This window comes from Lentzea sp. NPDC036955 (genome assembly GCF_055608005.1).
The window spans coordinates 22,411-40,730 of the sequence record NZ_JBVJRC010000011.1; the positions used below are offsets into that span (position 1 = coordinate 22,411).

The window sequence follows — 18,320 nt, forward strand, 5'->3', positions numbered from 1 at the left end:
GCAGTCGGCCATGCCGCGGGGCAGCGTCCGGGCGGCCCAGGCCGCGCAGGTGCATGAGCGTGTCGACCTTCAGCGGCGCGTCCAGCCCCGCGCGGCGGGCATCGGGCAACTCGGGGTGCCAGCCGCTGCCACGTTTCCCGTTGCGCGTGCTGACGGGCGTGCGCGACGAGTTCGACGACGATGACCGGACCGGGCCAGGCCGCGGTGGCGGACCAACCGCTATAGTCGTTGGCAGGCAAACGGGGCCACGCGCGGTCCCAACTCCGAGTCGACCCGGTTCCCACGTGACCACATCGGCGCATCGGACAAGACGGCCCAGAGTCTCGGCGCGGCAGTGAAGCACCACGCGATGACGTCGAATCACCTGGACGAACCTCGCGGGGTTGACGTGGGCTCCCCGCTGGAGGACACCCAGATGAGCAACAGCCACTCCAAGCGCAGGGCCGTGGCGGCACAGCGCGCTGCTACCGGCACCGGGCATACCGAAGCACGCCGCGCCGCGTCAGCAGCCCGGCAGCACCCGATGTCCGACGTCGACCCCCTCACTGTTCCCGCGCCGGTCGCCGTGACGGTAGCCCGGCACCTGCGGGCTGCCGGGTTCCACGTCGGCGCCGTTCACCGGCTCGCCCGGGACAACGGCGTTCTTCCCCAGTTCAGCTCCGACAAGGCGACCGGACCAGCCGCCCAGCTCGGTACCGCGCTCAACCAGGTCAGCTCCCGGCTGGTCGACCTGAGCATGTGGAGCGAACGCACCGCGCACCAGTCGGGAGCGATCACCTGCGTTCCCGATTTCGGGTCGAGGTCCGCTGACACTGCGGCAGCGCTGCGGGTCCTCTACCCCGAGCTGGCCGACGACGACGGTGGAGACCGCTGGTGCGCGAACACCGGTGGCCGGATGCCGCTACCGGGCGAAGGCCACGTCGATCCCGACTCCGGCACGGCACCCTGGTCGGCACAGAGCCTGCTGCCCGGAGCTGTCCCGCAGTGGACGTTGTCGGCGCACGCGAGCGGTACGAACGTGCGCAGCGCGAAGGACATCGTCCCAGGGACGCCGTCCGCGGCGATCTGGGACGCGCACGAGCGCCTGCACAGCTATCTGTCGGGCTGGATGAGCCGCGCCGGCGACTCCCCCGCCGATCTCGCGGCCGCACTGGACGGGCTGGTCGAACTGGCCGACGCCGTGCCCGAGGCCATCGAGATGGTCAGCCGCGAGATCGCCCGCAGGTCCGAGAAAGGACAGCTGCAGGGCGTCGACCGTCAGCGACTCGCCGAATCCACCGCGAAGCTCACGGCCATGACCGCCGAGACCGACGAGGACCACGCCGGCCGGACCAACCACCTCCGCGGCGCGGTCGGCGGCATCCGCCGTGCGCTCACCGGCGCGACGGCGGTGCTGCCGCCCACGCCGGGGATGCGCGCCACGCTGCAACGACTCGCACCACAGTTCACCGGTCGATCAGCGGCACAGCTGCGCACCGCACTCGGCGAGGAGGGCTTCGCACAGCGCCAGTTCTCCAAGACCGGGGCGAGCGACTACAGCCGTCACGACGTGCTCGAGCGGATGCTCACCTGGATGCACGCCACCGGTGCCACCGAGTACGACGCCGCAGCGCACCTGGCTGCCGAGAACACGGCGGTGACCGCGTGATCAGCGGTGAGGGTGCGACGGCGTTCGCGAAGCAGCTCGAACAGTGGGAGACCAACCCGGTCACCCGCCGCTGGCCGCAGGGATGGCCGCCGCTGGACGAGATCACCGACCAGCACATCGAGTCCGCCGTCCGGGCAGGCATCGACGCCCGCACCGCCGAGCTGGACAACGTCCGCTACGACCCGAACCCGCCGGCGTTCCGCGACGTCGTGGCAATCGAGCGCGCGCACGCCGTGCTGTGGCCCATCCGCCAGCTGTGGACGGTGCTGCTGCAGACCGCGAGCACCCCGGCCCGCCGGGAACTGGCCGCGGTGATCACGCCGCTGCTCGCCGCGGCGGACACCGCCGCGTGGGTGGATCCCCAGCTCTATCAGCGCATGGCCGTCCTGCATAAGCAGCGCGGCGAGCTCGACCTCGACCAGCACGACGCCGCGCTGCTGACCCGGATCCACGACCGCTTCGTCGACGCCGGCGCGCACCTCGACCCCGCGGCACGGCACCAACTGCGGATGCTCGACATCCGTGAGGCCGAGCTCGAACGCGCCCTGGACACCCGGATGACGACCGGGTTGCACGCGGCGGCCGTGCACGTCACCGACCGCGCCGAACTCACAGGCCTGGACGACGACGAGATCGCCGTGGCGGCCGCGGCCGCCACCGACCGTGGCCTCACCGGCTGGGTGCTCACACTGGCCGCGCCCACCGTGCAGCCGATCCTGGCCCGACTTGCGCATCAGGGCCTGCGGCACCGCGTCCACGAGGCGTCGATCTCGCGGTGCTCACGAGGCGACGACAACGACACCCGTGAGCTGCTGGTGCAGCTGTACCGGCTGCGGGCGACCCGCGCCCGCCTGCGGGGCTTCGCTCACCACGCCGAGGCGGTGCTGTCCAGGCAGACCGCCGGATCAGCCGAGACCGTCACCGCCCTGCTGCACGCGCTGGCGCCCCTGGCCGCAGGCAAAGCCGCCGAGGAGGACGCCGTCCTCACCGACAGCCGCATCGCCGCCGCCGACCGGCTCCACCTGGCCCAGCAGACCCGGCACCGTCACCGTCGTCCCGACCGGCACTCCGGCAATGTTCGCGAGTACCTGCCGCTCGCCGCGGTCCTGACCGGCGCGCGGAAGCTGGTGCAGCACCTGCACGGAGTGCACCTCACCGAGCGCATCGACCTTCCCGTCCACGTCCCCGGTGCGCGCGTGTGGGAAGCCGTCGGCGAAGACGGTCGGCACCTCGGCATGGTCCTGGTGGACCTGCACCAGCGAGACGGCAAACGAGCCGGGGCCTGGACCACCGAGATCACCGCCCAGTCCCAGCTGCTCGGCCAGCGTGCCCTGGTGTGCATGTCGCTCAACCTGCCCCCGCAACCGCCCGGCGGCCGCGACGTTGTGCTCACCGTGGACCAGGCCGTGACCGTGTTCCACGAGATCGGCCACGTCGTGCACGCGATGGTCTCCGACGTCCGCTACCCCTCCCACAGCGGCTTCGCCTATCTCCCGCGTGACATCGTGGAAGCACCCGCGGTCATCCACGAGATGTGGGCGCTGCACCCGCACGTCCTGACCTGCTACGCCCGCCACCACCTCACCGGCGAGCCGATTCCCATCGGCCTTGGGATCACCGAGCTCATCCCCACACGCCACGGTGTCGGCTACCGGATGGTCGAGGACGTCGCCACCGCATTGCTGGACCTGGCCTGGCACAGCATCGGCCCGGACGACGAAATCAGCAGCGTGGACGAGTTCGAGCAGCGGGTCCTGACCGCCGCCGGCCTGGCCGGCAGCCTCCCGCCCCGCTATCTGAGCAGCTTCTTCCGCCACTCCCTGACCGGCGACTACAACGCGACCTACTACGCCTACGTGTGGTCCGACGTCCTCGCCGCCCAGTTCCACGCGATCTTCGCCAACTTCGGCCTCAACGGCCCCACCCGCGCCGTCGGCCAGGCCCTGCGCGAGGTCCTCGCGCACGGCAGCACCAACCCCGGCGAGTACCTCGCACTGGTGGGCGGACATCTCCATCCGGCATCCCTTCTGCTGCGGCTCGGCTTCACCCCCTCCGACCAGGAATACCTGCCCGTAGGGCCTGGCCGGGATGAGCGGGTGGCGATCCTCGAGTCGGCGGCCGCTCTCGCCCGCCCGACCCGGATACCGGAGCTGGACGAGGTCGTGGAGATTCTGGAGACGCGCCTCAGCAGGTCGATCTGGGACGACGGAAGCGACAGCGACGACGACATGATCGGCAAGTAGGCCTGGCGCGTGCACCACGTGGCCCGCGGGCGCGGCTGCCCGTCGGCCAAGGCCTGCCGTAGCCCGGTTCATGTCCGGTTCGGCACCACCGTGCCTGCCGCAGCAACGTCTCCGGTCCGGGCATGCTGTAGCGGTGACCCCACCGCGCCACAACCCCGCCGCACTACCGCTCGACGAGCTGTCCGGACCCCGCGTCCGGACGCTCGACGAGCACAACTACAACATCGACGGCGGCGGCCTCCGGTCGACCTTCCGGCTGCAGTTGTTCGTCAGCCACCACGGCCTTGCGCCGGTCGCGGTCGCCATCCGGAGCACCGACGGCGCCCACGGGATCTCGCTGACCAACGGCTGCGAGCGGATCGTGAGCCACGTGTGGCACGAGCATTTCGCAGACGAGGCGCTGCCACCGGTGGGGATCCAGCGGATCATTGTGCCGAACTACCCAGGCAAGGACAGCGCGCTGAGCTCCTGGCAGAAGATCACCTTCCACGTCCATCCTCATCATCACCTCTCCGATCCACAATGGACCTTCCTGAGTCATGACGATGTCGAGGCACTCGTCGGTGGCCCGGTCGACGATCAACGCGGCCGCGTCGTCGGCGCCCCAGAGCCTGAGCCCACGTCTGCGGACATCGACTACGCACTCGTGCCGATGAGTCGCATGCCGCTGGAGACGCCGTTCCGCGAGTCGTGCATGTCCACCGACACCGACGCGGCCGCTCCCACCACGTGGTGGAAGCGGCCGCGTGGGCTCGCGAAGGCAGCCGCCGGCATGAACTGCTGCTGGTACCACCGCGGCGACTGGTCGACCGTCATCGACACCGCCACCCGGCTCATCAGCGCCGCCAAGGCCACCGGACTTTGCGGCGACGAGGAGCTGTGCGACGCCGTCCTCGACGCGGCCCGTGCCGAGGGCGTCACCGGATGGACTCTGCAGGCGCTCTGCAGCCTGCTGGCAGACCCGATCGTGATCGGTGAGAACGACGGGGAGGTGTGGTTCGTCAACGGCCAGCACCGAACGCGCGCGATGCGCGAGGCTGGCGTCACCGATGTCCTCGTGGCCGACTGCCCACACGTCGGCACGACCATCGGGGCACACCACACCGGAAAGCACTGAGCAGCATGGTCGCCCGCCGGGAGACGAATGTCCGCGTGCTGCCGTGCGTGCTGGAGGCACTCGGCCGGATCGCCCACGCACTCGGCGTGTCGCGGGACGAGGCAGTACGGCAGGTTCTCACCGAGCACGTCGCCGCACAGGAGGCCCGCGAGCCCGAGGACCGCCTCACCCACGTCGCGACCGTGCTGCGTCACCCGCAACCCGCGCGGCGTAGCGAGCCACGAGAGGATCGGCCGTTGCGGCTGCGGCTGCCCGAGGGCCTGGCCGACCGCGCCCGCGCGGTGTCCCTGCAACTGCCCGGGCAGTACCCCCGCGCGCACAAGGACTACGTGTCGCGGCTGCTGACCGACGCGGTGACGACCGCGATCGCGGTGCGCGAACCGTTCACCGACTCTGTCCTCGACGGCCTGCTGCCGGTGCTGCAGCACAAGGCAGCGCTGGGGTTGTGGCAGCTGGCGATCGCCGTGACCATCACCCGGCCGGAGCTGGCGATCCAGGACAGCGCCGAGGACATCCGTGCCCGCATCGGTGGGACGCTGAGTCCGCCGGAGAAGCGTCTGCTGCTCATCGCCGAGCAGCTCGACGAGCAGGTCTCCTGGCACGCCTCGTTCCGCTTCGCAGCCGCCGCCAACCTCGCCCGCGCGCTGCTGTCCGGAAACGACGCGACGGCCAACGAGACCATGCTGTACGAGCAGGAAAAGGAGTGGAACGAGCGGCGACTGGACCTGCGCCACGACGAGCGCCGCGGCCGCTGGCTCCAGGGCGTCGCAGCGTGGGACGCCGACGGCCGCGGCTCGACCGCGGTATGGCGGGCCGGCCGCAAGGTCGATCTGCAGGACTTCGCCGACTGGCTGCTGGCACTCGACGGCCGTGCCCCCGCGGACCGGGTGGTGTCCACTCCCGGCTGGGTCGTGCACGCGCCCGCCGGATGGGCCACGAACGTCGTCCCGCGCGGGCACGCCCTGCCGGAGCAGTTCGCGCGCTGGGCCGAACAGAATCGCGTCATCGTGTGGTCCGTCGACAGCAGGCAGGTCGTGTGGCCGGTACGTCCGGGACACCCGGCGCCGGTGCCGGGGTTCGAGCCGGTTGCCGCCGTCGCCCGCGCCTTGCGGCCGCCGGAGATCGCCGAGCTCATCGAGGCGGTCCTCATCGAGTGGGGAACGCATCCCACCGACACCGACACCGACACTGGCATCTGGCGTGATGAGGACGAGGGACCCGACCCCTACGACGCACAGGTCGAGGCCGAGCACGAGACGCCGAACTTGTGGTTGCCGGTCGACAAGGCGTTCGAATTCGGATTCATCGACGCCGAGCAGCGCAGCACGGCGATGAGCGCCGCGCGCGCGTACACCCGGAAGCTGACCCACTGGCGAGACAAGGTGGAGCCAATCGTGGCCAAGCCCGAGGTCACCCTCGACCCGCGGTTCCGCCTACTCGTCACTCGCCGACGCGACTCGCGTACGGCCAAACCCGTGTGGCTGTGGCCTCGGGCCTCGGTGGCACGCGAGGTGTTCGCGGGTACCTCGCCGGCCGTCATCGGCTGGCTCACCGAACGCGCCCTGTGGATGGCCCGGTGGACCGTGCACGGCACGATGGAACAAGCGTGGCACGACGGCTTCGATCACTACTCCAGCGTCTCCTGAAAGCTCTCTTCGGCTGGCGTGACCAGACCCGTGTTCGTGTCGGGGTGCCCGGGGTCAGGCACCCCGACCTCGGATCCGAAGGTGCGCTTGCGCTCCAGGCGCCGCGTGCTCATGATCTGGTCCCTCACGTACGAACTCGCGAACTTTCCGGTGTGGGAAGGGTTCGGAGCCGTCACTTCGGACTCGAAGGTGTGCAGCGGGGCCTGGGACGACGAGGCGTCGGTTTCCGGCCCAACGCGCTGGTGCAGGTGCTGCACCAGTTCTGTCTCCCACCGTTCCAGCTCGTGGAGGTCCTCGATGACGGACTCGATGTGGGGGGCGTCGGGCTGGGGTTCACCCGCGATCGTCGACAACATGCGAAGCGTGCCGGGGTGCAAGTTGCCGCGGGCGATAAGGACGCTGGCCAGGTACCTCACGTGTGAAGTTGGAGGAGGACCAGGACGCTGACCTGCGGTCTGCCAGCTAGATCCGGACATCTCGGTAGCGAAGTGTTCGGACCTAGCTGGCGGATTCGGTATCGAGGGACTGTGTCAAGAGCACGGCAGGCGCGGCCGTTGCCCCTGGATTGTGCGGTGGGTGGTTTGTTCGGACCTAGATTGAAGAGTCGGGGTTGGCGGGCGAGGCCTGTATTACGGCTTTTCTGTTGGAGCGCAGGTAGGGCTTGACTTCGTTCGGGACCACGATGCTGAACCGCACTTCGTCGAACCGGGTGTCGTGTTTGAACCGCATTCCCTCGAACCGGGTGTCGCCGTTGAACTGCACTTTGTTGAACAAGGCGCCGCCGCCGAACCGCGCGCCGTCGAACCAGGTGTAGTTGTTGAACCGCGCGCCGTCGAACCAGGTGTCGCCGTTGAACCGCGTTCCCTCGAACCTGGGGCCGCCGCCGCTGAACTCCGCACCGCTGAACCGGGCGGTGCGGATGACTGCGCGGGCGAGGTCAAGGTCGATGAGAGTGGCATCGGTGAGATCAAGGTCGATGTCAGGCCAAAAGGTATGGCGGGGTCGTGGGAACCACCGGTACAAGGTGCGGGTGCGGGTGTGTGGTTGAAGGTGGTCGCGCAGGATGCGTTGGGCGGTGAGGCGGACCTCGCGTTCCTGGCGAGTGTCGTCGTCGCTGACGGTTGCCGGCGCCTTGGCGGTCGGGCGGGCGACGGGCCCGGCGCGGCCAGGGCGGCCCGGAGCGCGTAGGCCACCGATTCTGCGGGTGCCTGTTGTGCTCGGCGGGGTGAAGGGCCCCGCAGGTAGGCGCAGATGACGTCGACGATGGTCTGGCGGTGGCCTGGGTTGTCCTGGGCGACCCGCTCCAAGGCGTAGAGCCCGCCGTGGCGTACGGCGGGCTTGTCCGACCCAAGTTGATCGACGGCCTTGACGTACAGTTCGGTTATGCGCCGCTCGGTGGCGTCGTGCTCGGTGGCCTGTTGGCGGCGTAGGGCCAGTGCCAGGGTAATCAGGGCGCCGATCCCGGCGGCGACGGCCAGCCCGGTGCGCACGGTGTCCAGCCGGTCGGGCGCGGTGTTGGGGGCCATCTTGGTGAACAGCACCACCATCGCAGCCGCCGCGCTGACCAACACCGGCAGCACGATCACCAGCACCGGGCGCCACCAACTCGCCCCTCCGCGTCTTCTGCTCATCGGGCGATCATCGCGCGCTACACCCCCGGTCAGAGGCGAACCGAGCAGCGTGGGCCAGTTGGGGTATCAGTGTGATCAGCTCGCCGAAGGTGCGATCGAGCCAGGACTGGCAACCATGGCGGCAGATTCTCGAGCCCACCGGCGGGGTGCTCAACTCCGACGGCCTGCCGAACGAGGCAGGCCTCGTCCCGAAGTTCTTTCCACAATGGCGGTTACCGGCCTTGTGGAACGCGGTCCACCGGTTCTGGTGGGATCCGGCAACCGGGCGCTTCGTCCACGTGCACGCACCAACAACAAGTTGACCTTGGCCGACCGCATCGACGATCGGCCAAGGTCGAAGCCGATCAGGGCAGGCTGCAGCGCGGATTGCCGAACTGATTGTTGAGGTCGTCCGCGAGCTGCCGGGACACATCGCGCAGGGCAGCAGTATCGCTGCCCGCAGCGAACGCGGCCTCCACCGCGACAGGCACCCGCACAGGTGCAGAACCACCGACGCGCTCAAGCAGATTGCTTCCCCGTCCTATCTGCTCGACTGCGATGAGGTGCTGGCTCGCTGATCCGCTGGTGAGGAGGTCGGCGCGCGTCACGATTGTGCCGGTGCCGCCCAGCGTGCGGACATGCGACGAGGCCAGCGTGACGCCCGCCGCCACCAGCAAGTCCATGACCCTGATCGGCACCCAATGCACATCGGTGTTCTCGGCGTCCTTGGCGTCGTAGAGGTTCGACCTGCGGATGGTGCTGGTCAGTTCGACCGCCACGACGATCGCGCCGTCATGATGCAGCTCGACTACCGGCCACCCTGCCGATGCCTGGAGATCGGCCTCGGAGCGGTGCGAGCGGAACCGCCATCGCCGTAGTCCGGTACGCGGGTTGGCCACGACACCGTCGGAAAGCCTCAACAACTCTTGGAACCACGACGATTCACCTGTGACCTGCTCGGCCAGGGTTACGGCATCGAGAATGGCCTTGATTGCGTTTAAGGGGTCAGGCCTTGACGTGCGCGGAGGTGGGGCAAGGATCGGTCGTGCCGCCAGCGCCAGCCACACCCCCTTGTCCAGATCGATCTCCGGCCTCACCCCGTTGACCAGCGCGACCAGGGCGGCTCGGTCGTCAGCATGTCGCGAGAACCGGTCCCGGTAGGCGCGCTCAAGTTCGTGCTCCGACATCCAGTTCGTATGCGGCCCGTACCGATAGGGCACACCCATCCGGTTCTGCTCGTAGACCACCACGTGCGGAGCGTCGGGACTGGCCGGCACGAACACTGCAATCACGCCAGGTCCCTCCCGCTCGTCGTCTAGCGGCTCGATCACCAGATCACCAATCAGGGGCCGGACCCAACGCGCCGCGTAACTATGCAGGGTCTGACGCTCGGACTTGCCGTTGGCAACACCGAGCAGCTCATCCGCCCGTTCGTCGGAGTCCTCGCTCACCCCGTAGACGATCAGACCGCCACCGGTGTTGGCCATCGCCGCGATGTCCTTGGCGAACTCCTCGAGCTTCTTCTCCGGACCCTGCGGTAGCGCCCTTTTCCACTCAAGATCGTCGGTCTCGGCCATGTCCTGATCCACCGCGCGACGCACCATCTCGTGTGTCAGCGCGGTCGGTGATTCGCCCAGCTCAGCGTGGACTCGGGACCACATGATCGGCATCGTCGGATCCTACGAGACCCCACTCCGACAGGTTCGGCGTGCTGCTGGCCGGGTCGGTGATGCACGCCGAGGCCGCGCACATGACCGTGGAGGAGTTCCTCGGGTCGCTGCGCTACAACCTCACGCCGGCGGCCGACGAGCTCGACGAGCTCCTGGTCGACGACGAAGACCTGTACGAGTAAGGAAAGTAGTCCACTAACGGGTTACCGGGACGCGGCGAAGGCATGGGGGCGTCGCCCGCGTGCCTACGCTTTCCGCATGCGTCCTTGGGACCACATCCGTGTCGGCTTCGACGCCGACTACGAGACCACCTGCAGCCAGTTCGGCGGCGGCTGGCAGCTGCTCGACCGATGGCGGGAGCTGGGCACCCTGCTCTCCGGCCGCCACGGCTGGCACTTCGACCTGCACGGCGGCGGGCCGACGTGGAGCTTCGGGTTGTTCAGCGAAGGCCTGCTCGTGCTGCACGTGACCGCGCAGGGCAAGTTCTACTGCCACGACCACGTCACCGACTCCGACACCGTCGCGGACGATCTCGCCCAGGTCGAGGCCTGGATCGACAGCCGGACCGTCAGCGCCGAACGTCCCAGCGCGCCTGCGGTGGAGATGGCCAAGTCCTTCGACTGGAAGACGCTGACCATCGTCGAGTTCCGGCTGCTGGTCAGCTGGTCGGACGGCTCGTTCGCGGGCAGCTGGCCCAGCCACGCCGACGCCGTGATCGCGCCGACGCTGCAGGAGGTGCTCGACGGCGCGGCCGCCCAGGTGTGCGCGCTCTACGGCGCGCCTCCGGAGCTCGCGGCCAAGCTGACGATCCGCGCCGAGCTCGACCCGTCCGCGGTCACCCAGCTCCGGCAGACCACCTCCGGATCCTGACGGGAGAGCAGCGATGCCGAGATCACGAGGCAAGAAGGGCCACACCGGTACCTCGATGGGCGGGTCGATCGTGCGGATCCCCCGCAGGCCTCCCTTGCAGCGCAACGACAAGCAATGCCCGGTGTGCTACTCGGTCGCCGGTCAGCCGTGCCGGCGTGTGGAGTCCGCGCCCGGCGCGGCAAAGCTGAAGCTGGGCAGTCCGATCGCGACGATGCACCGCGCCCGCTCAGGCAAACCCAAACCGGAGCCTGGCCAGCAGCGTCGGACTCCCGCTCGCAGGCGCGCGCCGGAGCCGGTGCCGATCGAGCGCCTGTACCCCGAACGGGCGGGGTTCGTGCCGCGGAACCAGCGCAACGGCGGCCCGCTGGCGAAGGGCTGACGGTCCTGCAGGGCCCAGCGCACCCGTACGCCGGTCACCAGTTGGGCGTGAGGTCGCGCAGCTCGTCCGCGAACGCAGCTACCTGTCGCTGCTGTCGCCGGGTGGGGCGGGGCGCGGGCCGGTCGGCCAGCTGGGCGAGTTCCTGCTGGCGGGCGTGGTGCTCGTCGACGTGCCGCGGGTACCGCTTCAGGTGCCGGCGGGCGTTGAGGACCCGGACCCGGCCGTAGCGGACCTGCCCGTCGCCCATGCCCTCGTAGCTGCGCAGGCTCGGCGACGGCTTCAGCGGCTCGATGCGGAACGCCGCCAGGACGCGGTCCAGCTCGACGTCGTCGACGCCGAACACGGCCGCGACCTGCGCGCGGGTCAGGCTGCGCTCGTCGACGACACCGTGTAGGTCCAGCAGCGGCTCCAGGCGGTCGACCAGCTCCGCCAGGTCGCCGTCCAGCCGGTAGCAGCGGGGGATCATGTTGTAGCCCCAGTTCACCCACAGCAGCCCGCGTTCGGGCTCCGGATACATCACCTCCGGGTCGTGGCGGCTGCTGCTGGGCAGCACGAGCACGTAGCCGTCGAGCGTGTGCATGTGCCGGTGGCACCGGATCGACCGCACCTGGGCGTCGGCGTACTCGGCTTTGATCCGCGCCCGGATGTCGGCCTCGTCGGACATGTCCACGTCCGGCAGGTCCGGGTCGGCGGCGAAGTTCTCCGCCGCGTTGCGCTGCTGCAGCAGCTCCGTGATCTGGCCGAGCAGCCGCTCGGTGGTCTCGACACGGACCTCCTCGGCCAGCAACGGCTCCGCCTCCTCGGGACGGGCCGGCCGCACGGTCAGCACCCAGTAGTCCAGGTCGAACTCGTCGGATGCCCCAGGCTCGGACCAGCCGCCCACGCCCTGGTCCTTGCGGCGCAGCGGCACGACGATCGAGCTGTGCCAGGTCTGGGGTTGCCCGTCGCGACCAGGCCGCTCGTCGGTGGTCAGTCCGGGGTGGTCGTGGGCCAGCCACGCCGGTGCGGCGCTGTGGCGAGGCCACTCCAGCCGGACCGGGGCGTCGAGCTCGTGGAACTCGTCGGCGATGATGGCGAGGGTCGGGGGGCGGTCATCGGCTGCGGCCATGACGGTTCTGCTCCTGGGTGCGCTGTCCCGGCGGGGACGGAAGACGGATACGGCCAACGCCGCAGGCCCCCTTGCGGCATCGTCCCGGTGCGCGAACGGCGTCCGGTCGAAGCGCGAGCGTGGCCTGCGGCCATGAAAATCCGTGCGTTGTGATCCGCGCCGGGCCCGAACAGGGCTGGCGCTGCGTGCCCGCGGGGACACGAGAGGGTGCCGCAGTTGCGATCCTCGCCAGGCACATCGTGCCGGCGCTGCCGTCCCCAGGACGGTGTCATGAGGAGGTGAGGCCACCCTAGCGGACCGGCCCTCTTCCGTAGAAGACGTCAGGGCCGCCGCGGGTTCCGCCTTGAGTACGCGGTGCGCTCATGCTCCGAGCCGGCGAGGCCGGCGAACGTGGGCCGCACCTCACCGGTGGCCAGTAGACGGGTAGTTCGTCGACGAACCCGCGCGGGCGCGGTGGCAGCGGCCGGTCGACGTCGAGCACCCCAGTGGTTGGTGACCGCGTGCACAAAGGTGGTGAAGTGCCCGGACACTCTTGCTCAGAACTCGTCGTACTCGGGATCGGTGGTCAGGCCGAGGTTGGTGTCGTAGGGCAGGTCGCACACCACGAACCCGTCACGGATTTGCCATTCCACTGCCAGTACCGCCTTCACCGGCGCCGGCGCCAAGTGGTCGGGGTCTGGGCCGCCCTGCCCGAGCAGCGAGGGCGGCACCACCGCGATGCTGTGGCCTCCGTCGGCGATATAGCAGTACCACGGGGCGAGTTCGGCAGGCAGCTGCGAGTGGTAGGCGCGGTCGGTGGCGATCATGCCGGGGAACGCCTCGGCCAGCACTGCGGCGGGAGAGCTGGTCAGCGCGGCCGGCACTGGGGCCGGCGGTAGGGAGGCCAGCGGGCCCGTGCCCGGTGCTGCGGTCGGCTCGCCGCCTGTCCAGACAAGGTCGGCTCGCTCGGCCACCAGCTGCTTCGAGCCGTCCTTGTCGGGGTAGCGCTGGAAGAGGTTGTTGAGGAACGCTGCCTCCGCGGTCTCGTTGAGTCCCTGTGCGCGTTGGCGAGTCAGTGTGGCGCGCACCGCGTCCGCCGCGTTCACTGGCCACCCCACCTGGCGGATCGCGCACAGGATGCCGGTGTCCGCGTCGATGAGCAGGATCGTCGCCGCCAGCGCGGTGCCCGGCTCTCCGGGCAGCCCAGCGCGGTCGGTTAGCTCACGTTCGGCGTGGTAGGACACGTCCGACCACGGCACGCCGCCACGGCCGTCGGGCGAGGTGAACATGAAGCACAGCAGGGCAGCGTGGTCGCCCTCGATCCACGCGAAGCGGGACTTGCCGCTCCGCACCGCCGCGATCTCCTGCTCTGTGGGCGCGCCGTAGAACAGCCGCAGCTCGACACCGTCGGGGCCGATCGACAGATCCGGACGCTCCGGCCACCGTGTTCGGCCGGGGATGTAGGGCTTTCCCGCCTCGAGGGCGTAGCGGCGGGAGCCGGGGAGTGCTGCGGTGGCGCTCGACGCGCCGGGCGAACGCCGCGGCGCTGATGCATGGGCCTGAGCGCGCCCCCGGCGCGGTGCCGGGGGCGCGCTCAGGCTGTTCGGTGGTGCTCACGAGCGGACATTCTCCAGCGCTTGGTAGGCCGCGTGCGCGTCCTGGCGGTCGGTGTGCAGGGTGTACTGGTCGTCGGCGTCGCCGTCCTCCCCGTAGGACCACCACTCCTGCTCGACCTGGTACAGGCTGAGCATCGTGCCGTCGGCCAGGGTGAAGCGGTGCTCGCGCAAGGCCCGCGCGGTGCCCGACCGGCCGGAGAACCCGTACCGCTGCTCATCGTCATTCTCGTCGAGCCCGATGACCTCATGCGAGCGGGCGGTCATCAGGGTTCGCCACAGGTTCTCGCGCTGCGGCGGCGTGGTGCCGTGTTCGCCCAGCACCAGCGCCACACCCGCGGCGGCGGCCGGGTTCAACTCGCGCGGTCGGGCGTCGGCGGACCAGTACCCGACGGCGAGTTGCTGGTCGGACCACAACTGCCAGCGGTCGCCGACGTGCACGACCCGGACCGGCGCGGTGTCGACGCGCACGTCGGCGGCGTAGGCGGGGCTGCTGGTCAGGTACTCGCGTGCCCGCAGCGGCGAGTTGGTGCTCACCGCGTCGGTGCCGGGCGCGGTGAGCACGATCCGGGTGGCGTCGTCGGGCAGCTCCGTGCGCCGGGCGGCGAGTTGGGCGTCGCGGGTGGTCAGGCCCCCGCGGTGCATGCGCGTGGTCTCGGAGGCGCAGATACCGGCTTCGGCGAGCCGGACGGCGTGCGCCGCCGCAGGCCGGTGTCCGGAACCGTGGGGAGGATCGGTCAGCCAGTGCGTCTCCCCTCACCACGCCGCGTCGTGCGTGGCGAGCGTGGCCGCGTCGTCGGCGGTGTCCAGGGCTATCACCATCGCGACGTCCAGTACGTCGGTCCAGGCCCACCCGGCGGCTAGGAGCGCGCTGATCGCCTCGGCGGAGGCCTCGCAGCGCGCGGCGAGGGCCTTCGCCGAGGCGTACTCGGTGAACAGCGCGTCCACCAGCTCCTGCCGTTCGGGTGTCAGCGGGGAAATTCACGCAGGTAGGCCGCCTCGTCACCGGCCCACACCACGCCCGCGTCCCGGTCGATCCAGCAGGTGGGGTTGCAGGCGCGGTGCGGGCCGCCGCCGGTCGGGACTCGGACCGCCGTGGCGGACACCCGGTGAACCTGCGTCCGTTGCGCGTCGTCGGCCCGCCGTTGAAGAGCTGCCCGACCTGGTCGGCCAGTTCGCGGCGACGGCGGGCTCGGGCTTCGCGATCCAGTTGCTAGGCGGCCTCGTGCTCGTGGCCAGCCGCACCACCGCGTCGTAGCGGTAACCCTCGTCGGCCCCGGCACGACCGGTGTGCGAGCTGTTGTACTTGTACCGCTTTGATCACCATACGAACGCCAACTCGTGAGCACGACCCGAGGAATTGAGCAGAGATCCTCAAGACTGCTCCGCCTGTCGGTTGTAGCATCTTGACCAACCTCGTCACTTTGAGCTGTGGTGGTCCTCCGATGAACGACGGCTTCAATCAGAATGCGTACGACGCGGCTTACCGCGAGCTGGCGAAGGCGTTCTACAACGGCGATATCAGCCGGACCGCAGAGGCGATCGTCGACGAGGTGCAGGCTCGGCAGCGAGACCAGGGAAGGGACTGCCTTGTGCTGCTCTCTCGATCCTTCAACGGTCGGAGCGAGCTGGTTCGCGCGATCGTGCTTGCTGGACGCGACGGCTCTACGGCGGCATTCGGCGCCGTCGACCCGGCTGTAGCCGCAGCAGCGACGGAATTGCTGCGGATCGAGGCGCGGCAGGCGGAGACGCAAGCCCTAGCCGCTCGTTCGCAAGGTTGATGATGCCGCGTGTCTTCTTGCCTGTTCTGGGCTGTTGCATCCTTCAATCGGGCAGGACCAGTTCGCCAAGAGGCTTGACACTCCTATGCCTGAGATACCTGCGTCTAGAGGCCAGTTTCACCGAGTAGGAAATCCCGACGTGTTTGTCGGATTTGGATGGTGTTTCAGCCGTGGTCGACTTCACCACATTCCGGCATGGTGCACTACGTTGGGTACTGCTAGCCGCTGGGGATGAAGGCGCTGCGTTGGCGAAGAGGCGCCGGCAGTTCGGTGGTTCCCGCTTCCTTGATGAGTTGACTCTCGAACAACAGCTTGAAGTTCTTGACGGCGGTGGGGACGACACCGAAACCACGAACGACATCACCCGGAGGTGGTGAACACGATGGCAGTGGACGGGGCATGCCGGTGCGTTGGAAGCACGTGCTTCTCGATGTCGCGCAGGCTTCTCCTACTGCATCGACATCAGTCACGACGGACAGCCCGGCCTATGCTTCCGCCGTGACATCGCTTCGAGACCGCGCCATCAGCGTGATCCACGAGTACATCGCCGGGCAGGTCGGTGACGACGCCGATCTGGACGTTCTTCACGATCAAGCCGTGGAGCTGGCGGACAGGCTGATCGAGGCGAGGGTGCTGCCCGCTGTGGTGGTTGACGCCACGGATTCAGTGGACTGAAGAGGAACTCGCGGTAGGTGGGCGTAGAGGTGCTAGGCCCGGACACTGACGTCTTTGAGGCCGCCGTAGCTTTACCAGTTGCGCAGCGCAGACTGGACGCACCTGCTTGTGACCGGGCACCGGTATCGTTGGCAGGAAAGCAGAACGGCTCCGACCAGTCAGGGGATGGTGTCGTTGGACGAGGCACAGAGGTTTGGCAGGCGGGTCAAGGAGGTCCGTCTCGCCCGCGGCCTGACGGTGCGCCAAGCGGGCCCTCTCGCGGGAATGAGCTACGGCAACTGGGCTAAGATCGAACGCGGCGAAGTTGACGTCACCAGCCGACACGGCCTGAAGAGAATTGCGGACGCGCTGCGCGTCTCACCTCACGACCTGCTCGGGCAGCCTTTGACGCTCGCGAATCCCATCGCGGCGGACGCGCACGCGGTGCTGGTCGACGTCGAGGAAGCGCTGGTCGAGGTAAAGCTGGGGGAACGGCCCGACGGTGTGGTTCCTCGCCCGGTCGATCAGGTGCTGGCCGAGGTCGACCACCTCAACGCGGTCCTGCGCCCGACGACCGACTATGCGGCGCAGGGTGCCGTCGTTCCGGGGCTGCTGCGGGAGTTGTACGCACTGCATGCGGACGCACCGTCGCATGCGGTGCTGCAGGCGCAGCTGGAGGTCATGCACACCGCGGCTGTGATGACGAAGAACCTGGGCGTGCGCGGGCTGCCGGCGCTGGCCGCTCACCACGCGCGCGAGGTCGCCGAGGAGCTCGGAGACCCGGCGTGGCTCGCGCTGGCTGCGTGGCTGCGAGGCCACGCAGCGGGGTCGGCCGGCCGATCACGCCAGTACACGCTCTCCGTGGACGCGGCGGCCAAGCTGACCGCGCATCTGGACGACACCAACGCGCGGCAGATGTACGGGATGCTGCACCTCAACGCCGCGCTGGCGGCCGCCGCCGGTCACGCACCGAACCCCGTGCGCGCACGGGAGCATCTGGCGGAGGCCGCGGCGATTGCGCAGCGGATGGATGCCGAGGTGGGGACGTTCGCCAACCTCTACTTCGGTCGGCCGAACGTCGGTGTCTGGACGGTCACCCTCGCCACCGAGCTGGGGGACGGGGCCGGACGGGTGGCGGAACTGGCGCGGGATGTTCACGCGGAGTTGATCCCGTCTGCGGCTCGCAGGGCCGCCTTCCATGCGGATGTGGGCCGTGCCCTGATTTTGGAGAAGAAGTACCGGTTGGACGGTGTGCGGGCGCTTGTGCAAGCGGAAATTGAGGCGCCGCAACGGATGCATCACAACCCCTTGTTCCGGGCGTCGGTCGCGGGCGGTCTGAGGTGGGCCAACCGCACTACTGTCGAAGGCCGTGAGCTGCGCAGGCTGGCATACGTCCTGGGCATGCGCGTACGTCAGCGGCATGGTTACCCCTAATAGGTGAACTTTGATCGTGTGTCATCTCATGACACAGATGTGTTTTGCCTGCTCATAGCCTCATCAACGTGAGCAGAGAACGACAGGTCGCACAGAGTGGCGCCATCGGCGGCACCGCCGCGGAGCACCACGGCGGATCCCCGCATCGGCGCGGACGTGCGGGCCAGGACAACGCCGTGGTGCGCCGCAGTTCGGCGGAGTCGCCCCGGCCGGGCACGACCGGGGCGACAGCCGGCAGCGAGACGGGCATCGCACCCGCGGCATCGGCGCGGGTACCGCCCGAACTTCCGGGGATCGACACGTCGATCCCCAGCGCTGCGAGGGCCTACGACTACCTACTCGGCGGAGGCCACAACTTCGCCGCCGACCGCGAGCTGGCGGAACAGCTCCTGAGGGCGCAGCCGGGTGTGGTGCGGATCGCCCGGGAGAACCGGGCGTTTCTGCGGCGGGCCGTGATGTTCATGGTGGACAACGGGATCCGGCAATTTCTCGACCTGGGTTCGGGCATCCCGACCGTGGGCAACGTGCACGAGATCGCCCAGACCGCGGCGTCGGACTCGCGTGTGGT

The 18,320-nt window shown here is 69.3% G+C and carries 19 protein-coding genes and 1 pseudogene; 12 read left to right on the forward strand and 8 right to left on the reverse strand.

Features of this window, described 5'->3' with window-relative positions:
• The first annotated feature begins 415 nt into the window (after positions 1–415).
• The 4 genes from ACZ7CF_RS33510 to ACZ7CF_RS33525 all read left to right on the forward strand — a co-directional run bounded on the left by ACZ7CF_RS33510 (position 416) and on the right by ACZ7CF_RS33525 (position 6,654).
• Positions 416–1,648, forward strand: coding sequence for a hypothetical protein (locus tag ACZ7CF_RS33510; protein ID WP_470371508.1), 1,233 nt, complete (start codon positions 416–418; stop codon positions 1,646–1,648).
• Positions 1,645–3,891 (forward strand): M3 family metallopeptidase, encoded by a 2,247-nt coding sequence (locus ACZ7CF_RS33515; protein ID WP_470371509.1) that lies wholly within the window; start codon positions 1,645–1,647, stop codon positions 3,889–3,891. The genes ACZ7CF_RS33510 and ACZ7CF_RS33515 overlap by 4 nt, the downstream gene beginning before the upstream one ends.
• 262 nt (positions 3,892–4,153) lie before the next feature.
• Entirely contained in the window at positions 4,154–5,008 is an 855-nt protein-coding gene (locus tag ACZ7CF_RS33520) for a ParB/Srx family N-terminal domain-containing protein (RefSeq protein ID WP_470371510.1), read from the forward strand.
• A gap of 5 nt (positions 5,009–5,013) precedes the next feature.
• Positions 5,014–6,654, forward strand: coding sequence for a hypothetical protein (locus ACZ7CF_RS33525; RefSeq protein ID WP_470371511.1), 1,641 nt, complete (start codon positions 5,014–5,016; stop codon positions 6,652–6,654).
• Here the strand turns inward: ACZ7CF_RS33525 and ACZ7CF_RS33530 are convergent.
• From ACZ7CF_RS33530 to ACZ7CF_RS33540, 3 genes are all read right to left on the reverse strand, one after another.
• Entirely contained in the window at positions 6,636–7,010 is a 375-nt protein-coding gene (locus ACZ7CF_RS33530; protein WP_470371512.1) for a hypothetical protein, read from the reverse strand. The two genes, ACZ7CF_RS33525 and ACZ7CF_RS33530, sit on opposite strands and share 19 nt — an antisense overlap.
• A gap of 235 nt (positions 7,011–7,245) precedes the next feature.
• Positions 7,246–7,677: a pentapeptide repeat-containing protein gene (locus ACZ7CF_RS33535; protein WP_470371513.1), complete on the reverse strand. Its 432-nt coding sequence runs from the start codon at positions 7,675–7,677 to the stop codon at positions 7,246–7,248.
• A gap of 952 nt (positions 7,678–8,629) precedes the next feature.
• A complete protein-coding gene (locus tag ACZ7CF_RS33540) occupies positions 8,630–9,934 on the reverse strand; it encodes an AlbA family DNA-binding domain-containing protein (protein WP_470371514.1) in 1,305 nt (434 codons plus the stop codon).
• Between the two features lie 38 nt (positions 9,935–9,972).
• Here ACZ7CF_RS33540 and ACZ7CF_RS33545 point away from each other — a divergent pair, with 38 nt between their 5' ends.
• The 3 genes from ACZ7CF_RS33545 (at position 9,973) to ACZ7CF_RS33555 (ending at position 11,183) form a co-directional block, all read left to right on the forward strand.
• Positions 9,973–10,116, forward strand: a complete 144-nt coding sequence (locus tag ACZ7CF_RS33545; protein ID WP_470371515.1) for a hypothetical protein — start codon at positions 9,973–9,975, stop codon at positions 10,114–10,116.
• Positions 10,117–10,192: 76 nt separating this feature from the next.
• Positions 10,193–10,804: a hypothetical protein gene (locus ACZ7CF_RS33550; RefSeq protein ID WP_470371516.1), complete on the forward strand. Its 612-nt coding sequence runs from the start codon at positions 10,193–10,195 to the stop codon at positions 10,802–10,804.
• 13 nt (positions 10,805–10,817) lie between these two features.
• Complete coding sequence (locus ACZ7CF_RS33555; RefSeq protein ID WP_470371517.1) at positions 10,818–11,183, forward strand: hypothetical protein; 366 nt, start codon at positions 10,818–10,820, stop codon at positions 11,181–11,183.
• 34 nt (positions 11,184–11,217) lie between these two features.
• On the opposite strand, the gene ACZ7CF_RS33560 is transcribed toward ACZ7CF_RS33555, so the two are convergent.
• The 5 genes from ACZ7CF_RS33560 to ACZ7CF_RS33580 all read right to left on the reverse strand — a co-directional run bounded on the left by ACZ7CF_RS33560 (position 11,218) and on the right by ACZ7CF_RS33580 (position 14,989).
• The gene (locus ACZ7CF_RS33560) at positions 11,218–12,291 is read right to left on the reverse strand and encodes a hypothetical protein (RefSeq protein ID WP_470371518.1); all 1,074 of its coding nucleotides are present in this window, start codon (positions 12,289–12,291) and stop codon (positions 11,218–11,220) included.
• A 536-nt stretch (positions 12,292–12,827) separates the two neighbouring features.
• Positions 12,828–13,622, reverse strand: a complete 795-nt coding sequence (locus ACZ7CF_RS33565) for a hypothetical protein (protein WP_470371519.1) — start codon at positions 13,620–13,622, stop codon at positions 12,828–12,830.
• A gap of 261 nt (positions 13,623–13,883) precedes the next feature.
• Entirely contained in the window at positions 13,884–14,528 is a 645-nt protein-coding gene (locus tag ACZ7CF_RS33570; RefSeq protein WP_470371520.1) for a hypothetical protein, read from the reverse strand.
• A gap of 111 nt (positions 14,529–14,639) precedes the next feature.
• Positions 14,640–14,831 (reverse strand): hypothetical protein, encoded by a 192-nt coding sequence (locus tag ACZ7CF_RS33575; protein ID WP_470371521.1) that lies wholly within the window; start codon positions 14,829–14,831, stop codon positions 14,640–14,642.
• A 20-nt stretch (positions 14,832–14,851) separates the two neighbouring features.
• A complete protein-coding gene (locus ACZ7CF_RS33580; protein WP_470371522.1) occupies positions 14,852–14,989 on the reverse strand; it encodes a hypothetical protein in 138 nt (45 codons plus the stop codon).
• A gap of 339 nt (positions 14,990–15,328) precedes the next feature.
• On the opposite strand from ACZ7CF_RS33580, the gene ACZ7CF_RS33585 reads away from it, so the two are divergent.
• The 5 genes and pseudogenes from ACZ7CF_RS33585 to ACZ7CF_RS33605 form a co-directional block, all read left to right on the forward strand.
• Entirely contained in the window at positions 15,329–15,664 is a 336-nt protein-coding gene (locus ACZ7CF_RS33585) for a hypothetical protein (protein WP_470371523.1), read from the forward strand.
• A 170-nt stretch (positions 15,665–15,834) separates the two neighbouring features.
• Positions 15,835–16,041: a hypothetical protein gene (locus ACZ7CF_RS33590; protein ID WP_470371524.1), complete on the forward strand. Its 207-nt coding sequence runs from the start codon at positions 15,835–15,837 to the stop codon at positions 16,039–16,041.
• A gap of 22 nt (positions 16,042–16,063) precedes the next feature.
• Positions 16,064–16,339 (forward strand): hypothetical protein, encoded by a 276-nt coding sequence (locus tag ACZ7CF_RS33595; protein ID WP_470371525.1) that lies wholly within the window; start codon positions 16,064–16,066, stop codon positions 16,337–16,339.
• 78 nt (positions 16,340–16,417) lie between these two features.
• On the forward strand, positions 16,418–17,752 hold the full coding sequence (locus tag ACZ7CF_RS33600) for a helix-turn-helix domain-containing protein (RefSeq protein ID WP_470371526.1): 1,335 nt from the start codon (positions 16,418–16,420) through the stop codon (positions 17,750–17,752).
• A 179-nt stretch (positions 17,753–17,931) separates the two neighbouring features.
• A pseudogene (locus tag ACZ7CF_RS33605) lies at positions 17,932–18,276 on the forward strand (SAM-dependent methyltransferase); the annotation flags it as partial.
• Positions 18,277–18,320: the final 44 nt, after the last annotated feature.

Coding starts and splice junctions, on each gene's coding strand:
- ACZ7CF_RS33595 (WP_470371525.1), top strand. CDS start 16,064: ATGCCGGTGCGTTGGAAGCACGTGCTTCTCGATGTCGCGCAGGCTTCT.
- ACZ7CF_RS33570 (WP_470371520.1), bottom strand. CDS start 14,528: ATGCACCGCGGGGGCCTGACCACCCGCGACGCCCAACTCGCCGCCCGG.
- ACZ7CF_RS33555 (WP_470371517.1), top strand. CDS start 10,818: ATGCCGAGATCACGAGGCAAGAAGGGCCACACCGGTACCTCGATGGGC.
- ACZ7CF_RS33510 (WP_470371508.1), top strand. CDS start 416: ATGAGCAACAGCCACTCCAAGCGCAGGGCCGTGGCGGCACAGCGCGCT.
- ACZ7CF_RS33585 (WP_470371523.1), top strand. CDS start 15,329: ATGAACGACGGCTTCAATCAGAATGCGTACGACGCGGCTTACCGCGAG.
- ACZ7CF_RS33540 (WP_470371514.1), bottom strand. CDS start 9,934: ATGCCGATCATGTGGTCCCGAGTCCACGCTGAGCTGGGCGAATCACCG.
- ACZ7CF_RS33560 (WP_470371518.1), bottom strand. CDS start 12,291: ATGGCCGCAGCCGATGACCGCCCCCCGACCCTCGCCATCATCGCCGAC.
- ACZ7CF_RS33530 (WP_470371512.1), bottom strand. CDS start 7,010: ATGTTGTCGACGATCGCGGGTGAACCCCAGCCCGACGCCCCCCACATC.
- ACZ7CF_RS33525 (WP_470371511.1), top strand. CDS start 5,014: ATGGTCGCCCGCCGGGAGACGAATGTCCGCGTGCTGCCGTGCGTGCTG.
- ACZ7CF_RS33550 (WP_470371516.1), top strand. CDS start 10,193: ATGCGTCCTTGGGACCACATCCGTGTCGGCTTCGACGCCGACTACGAG.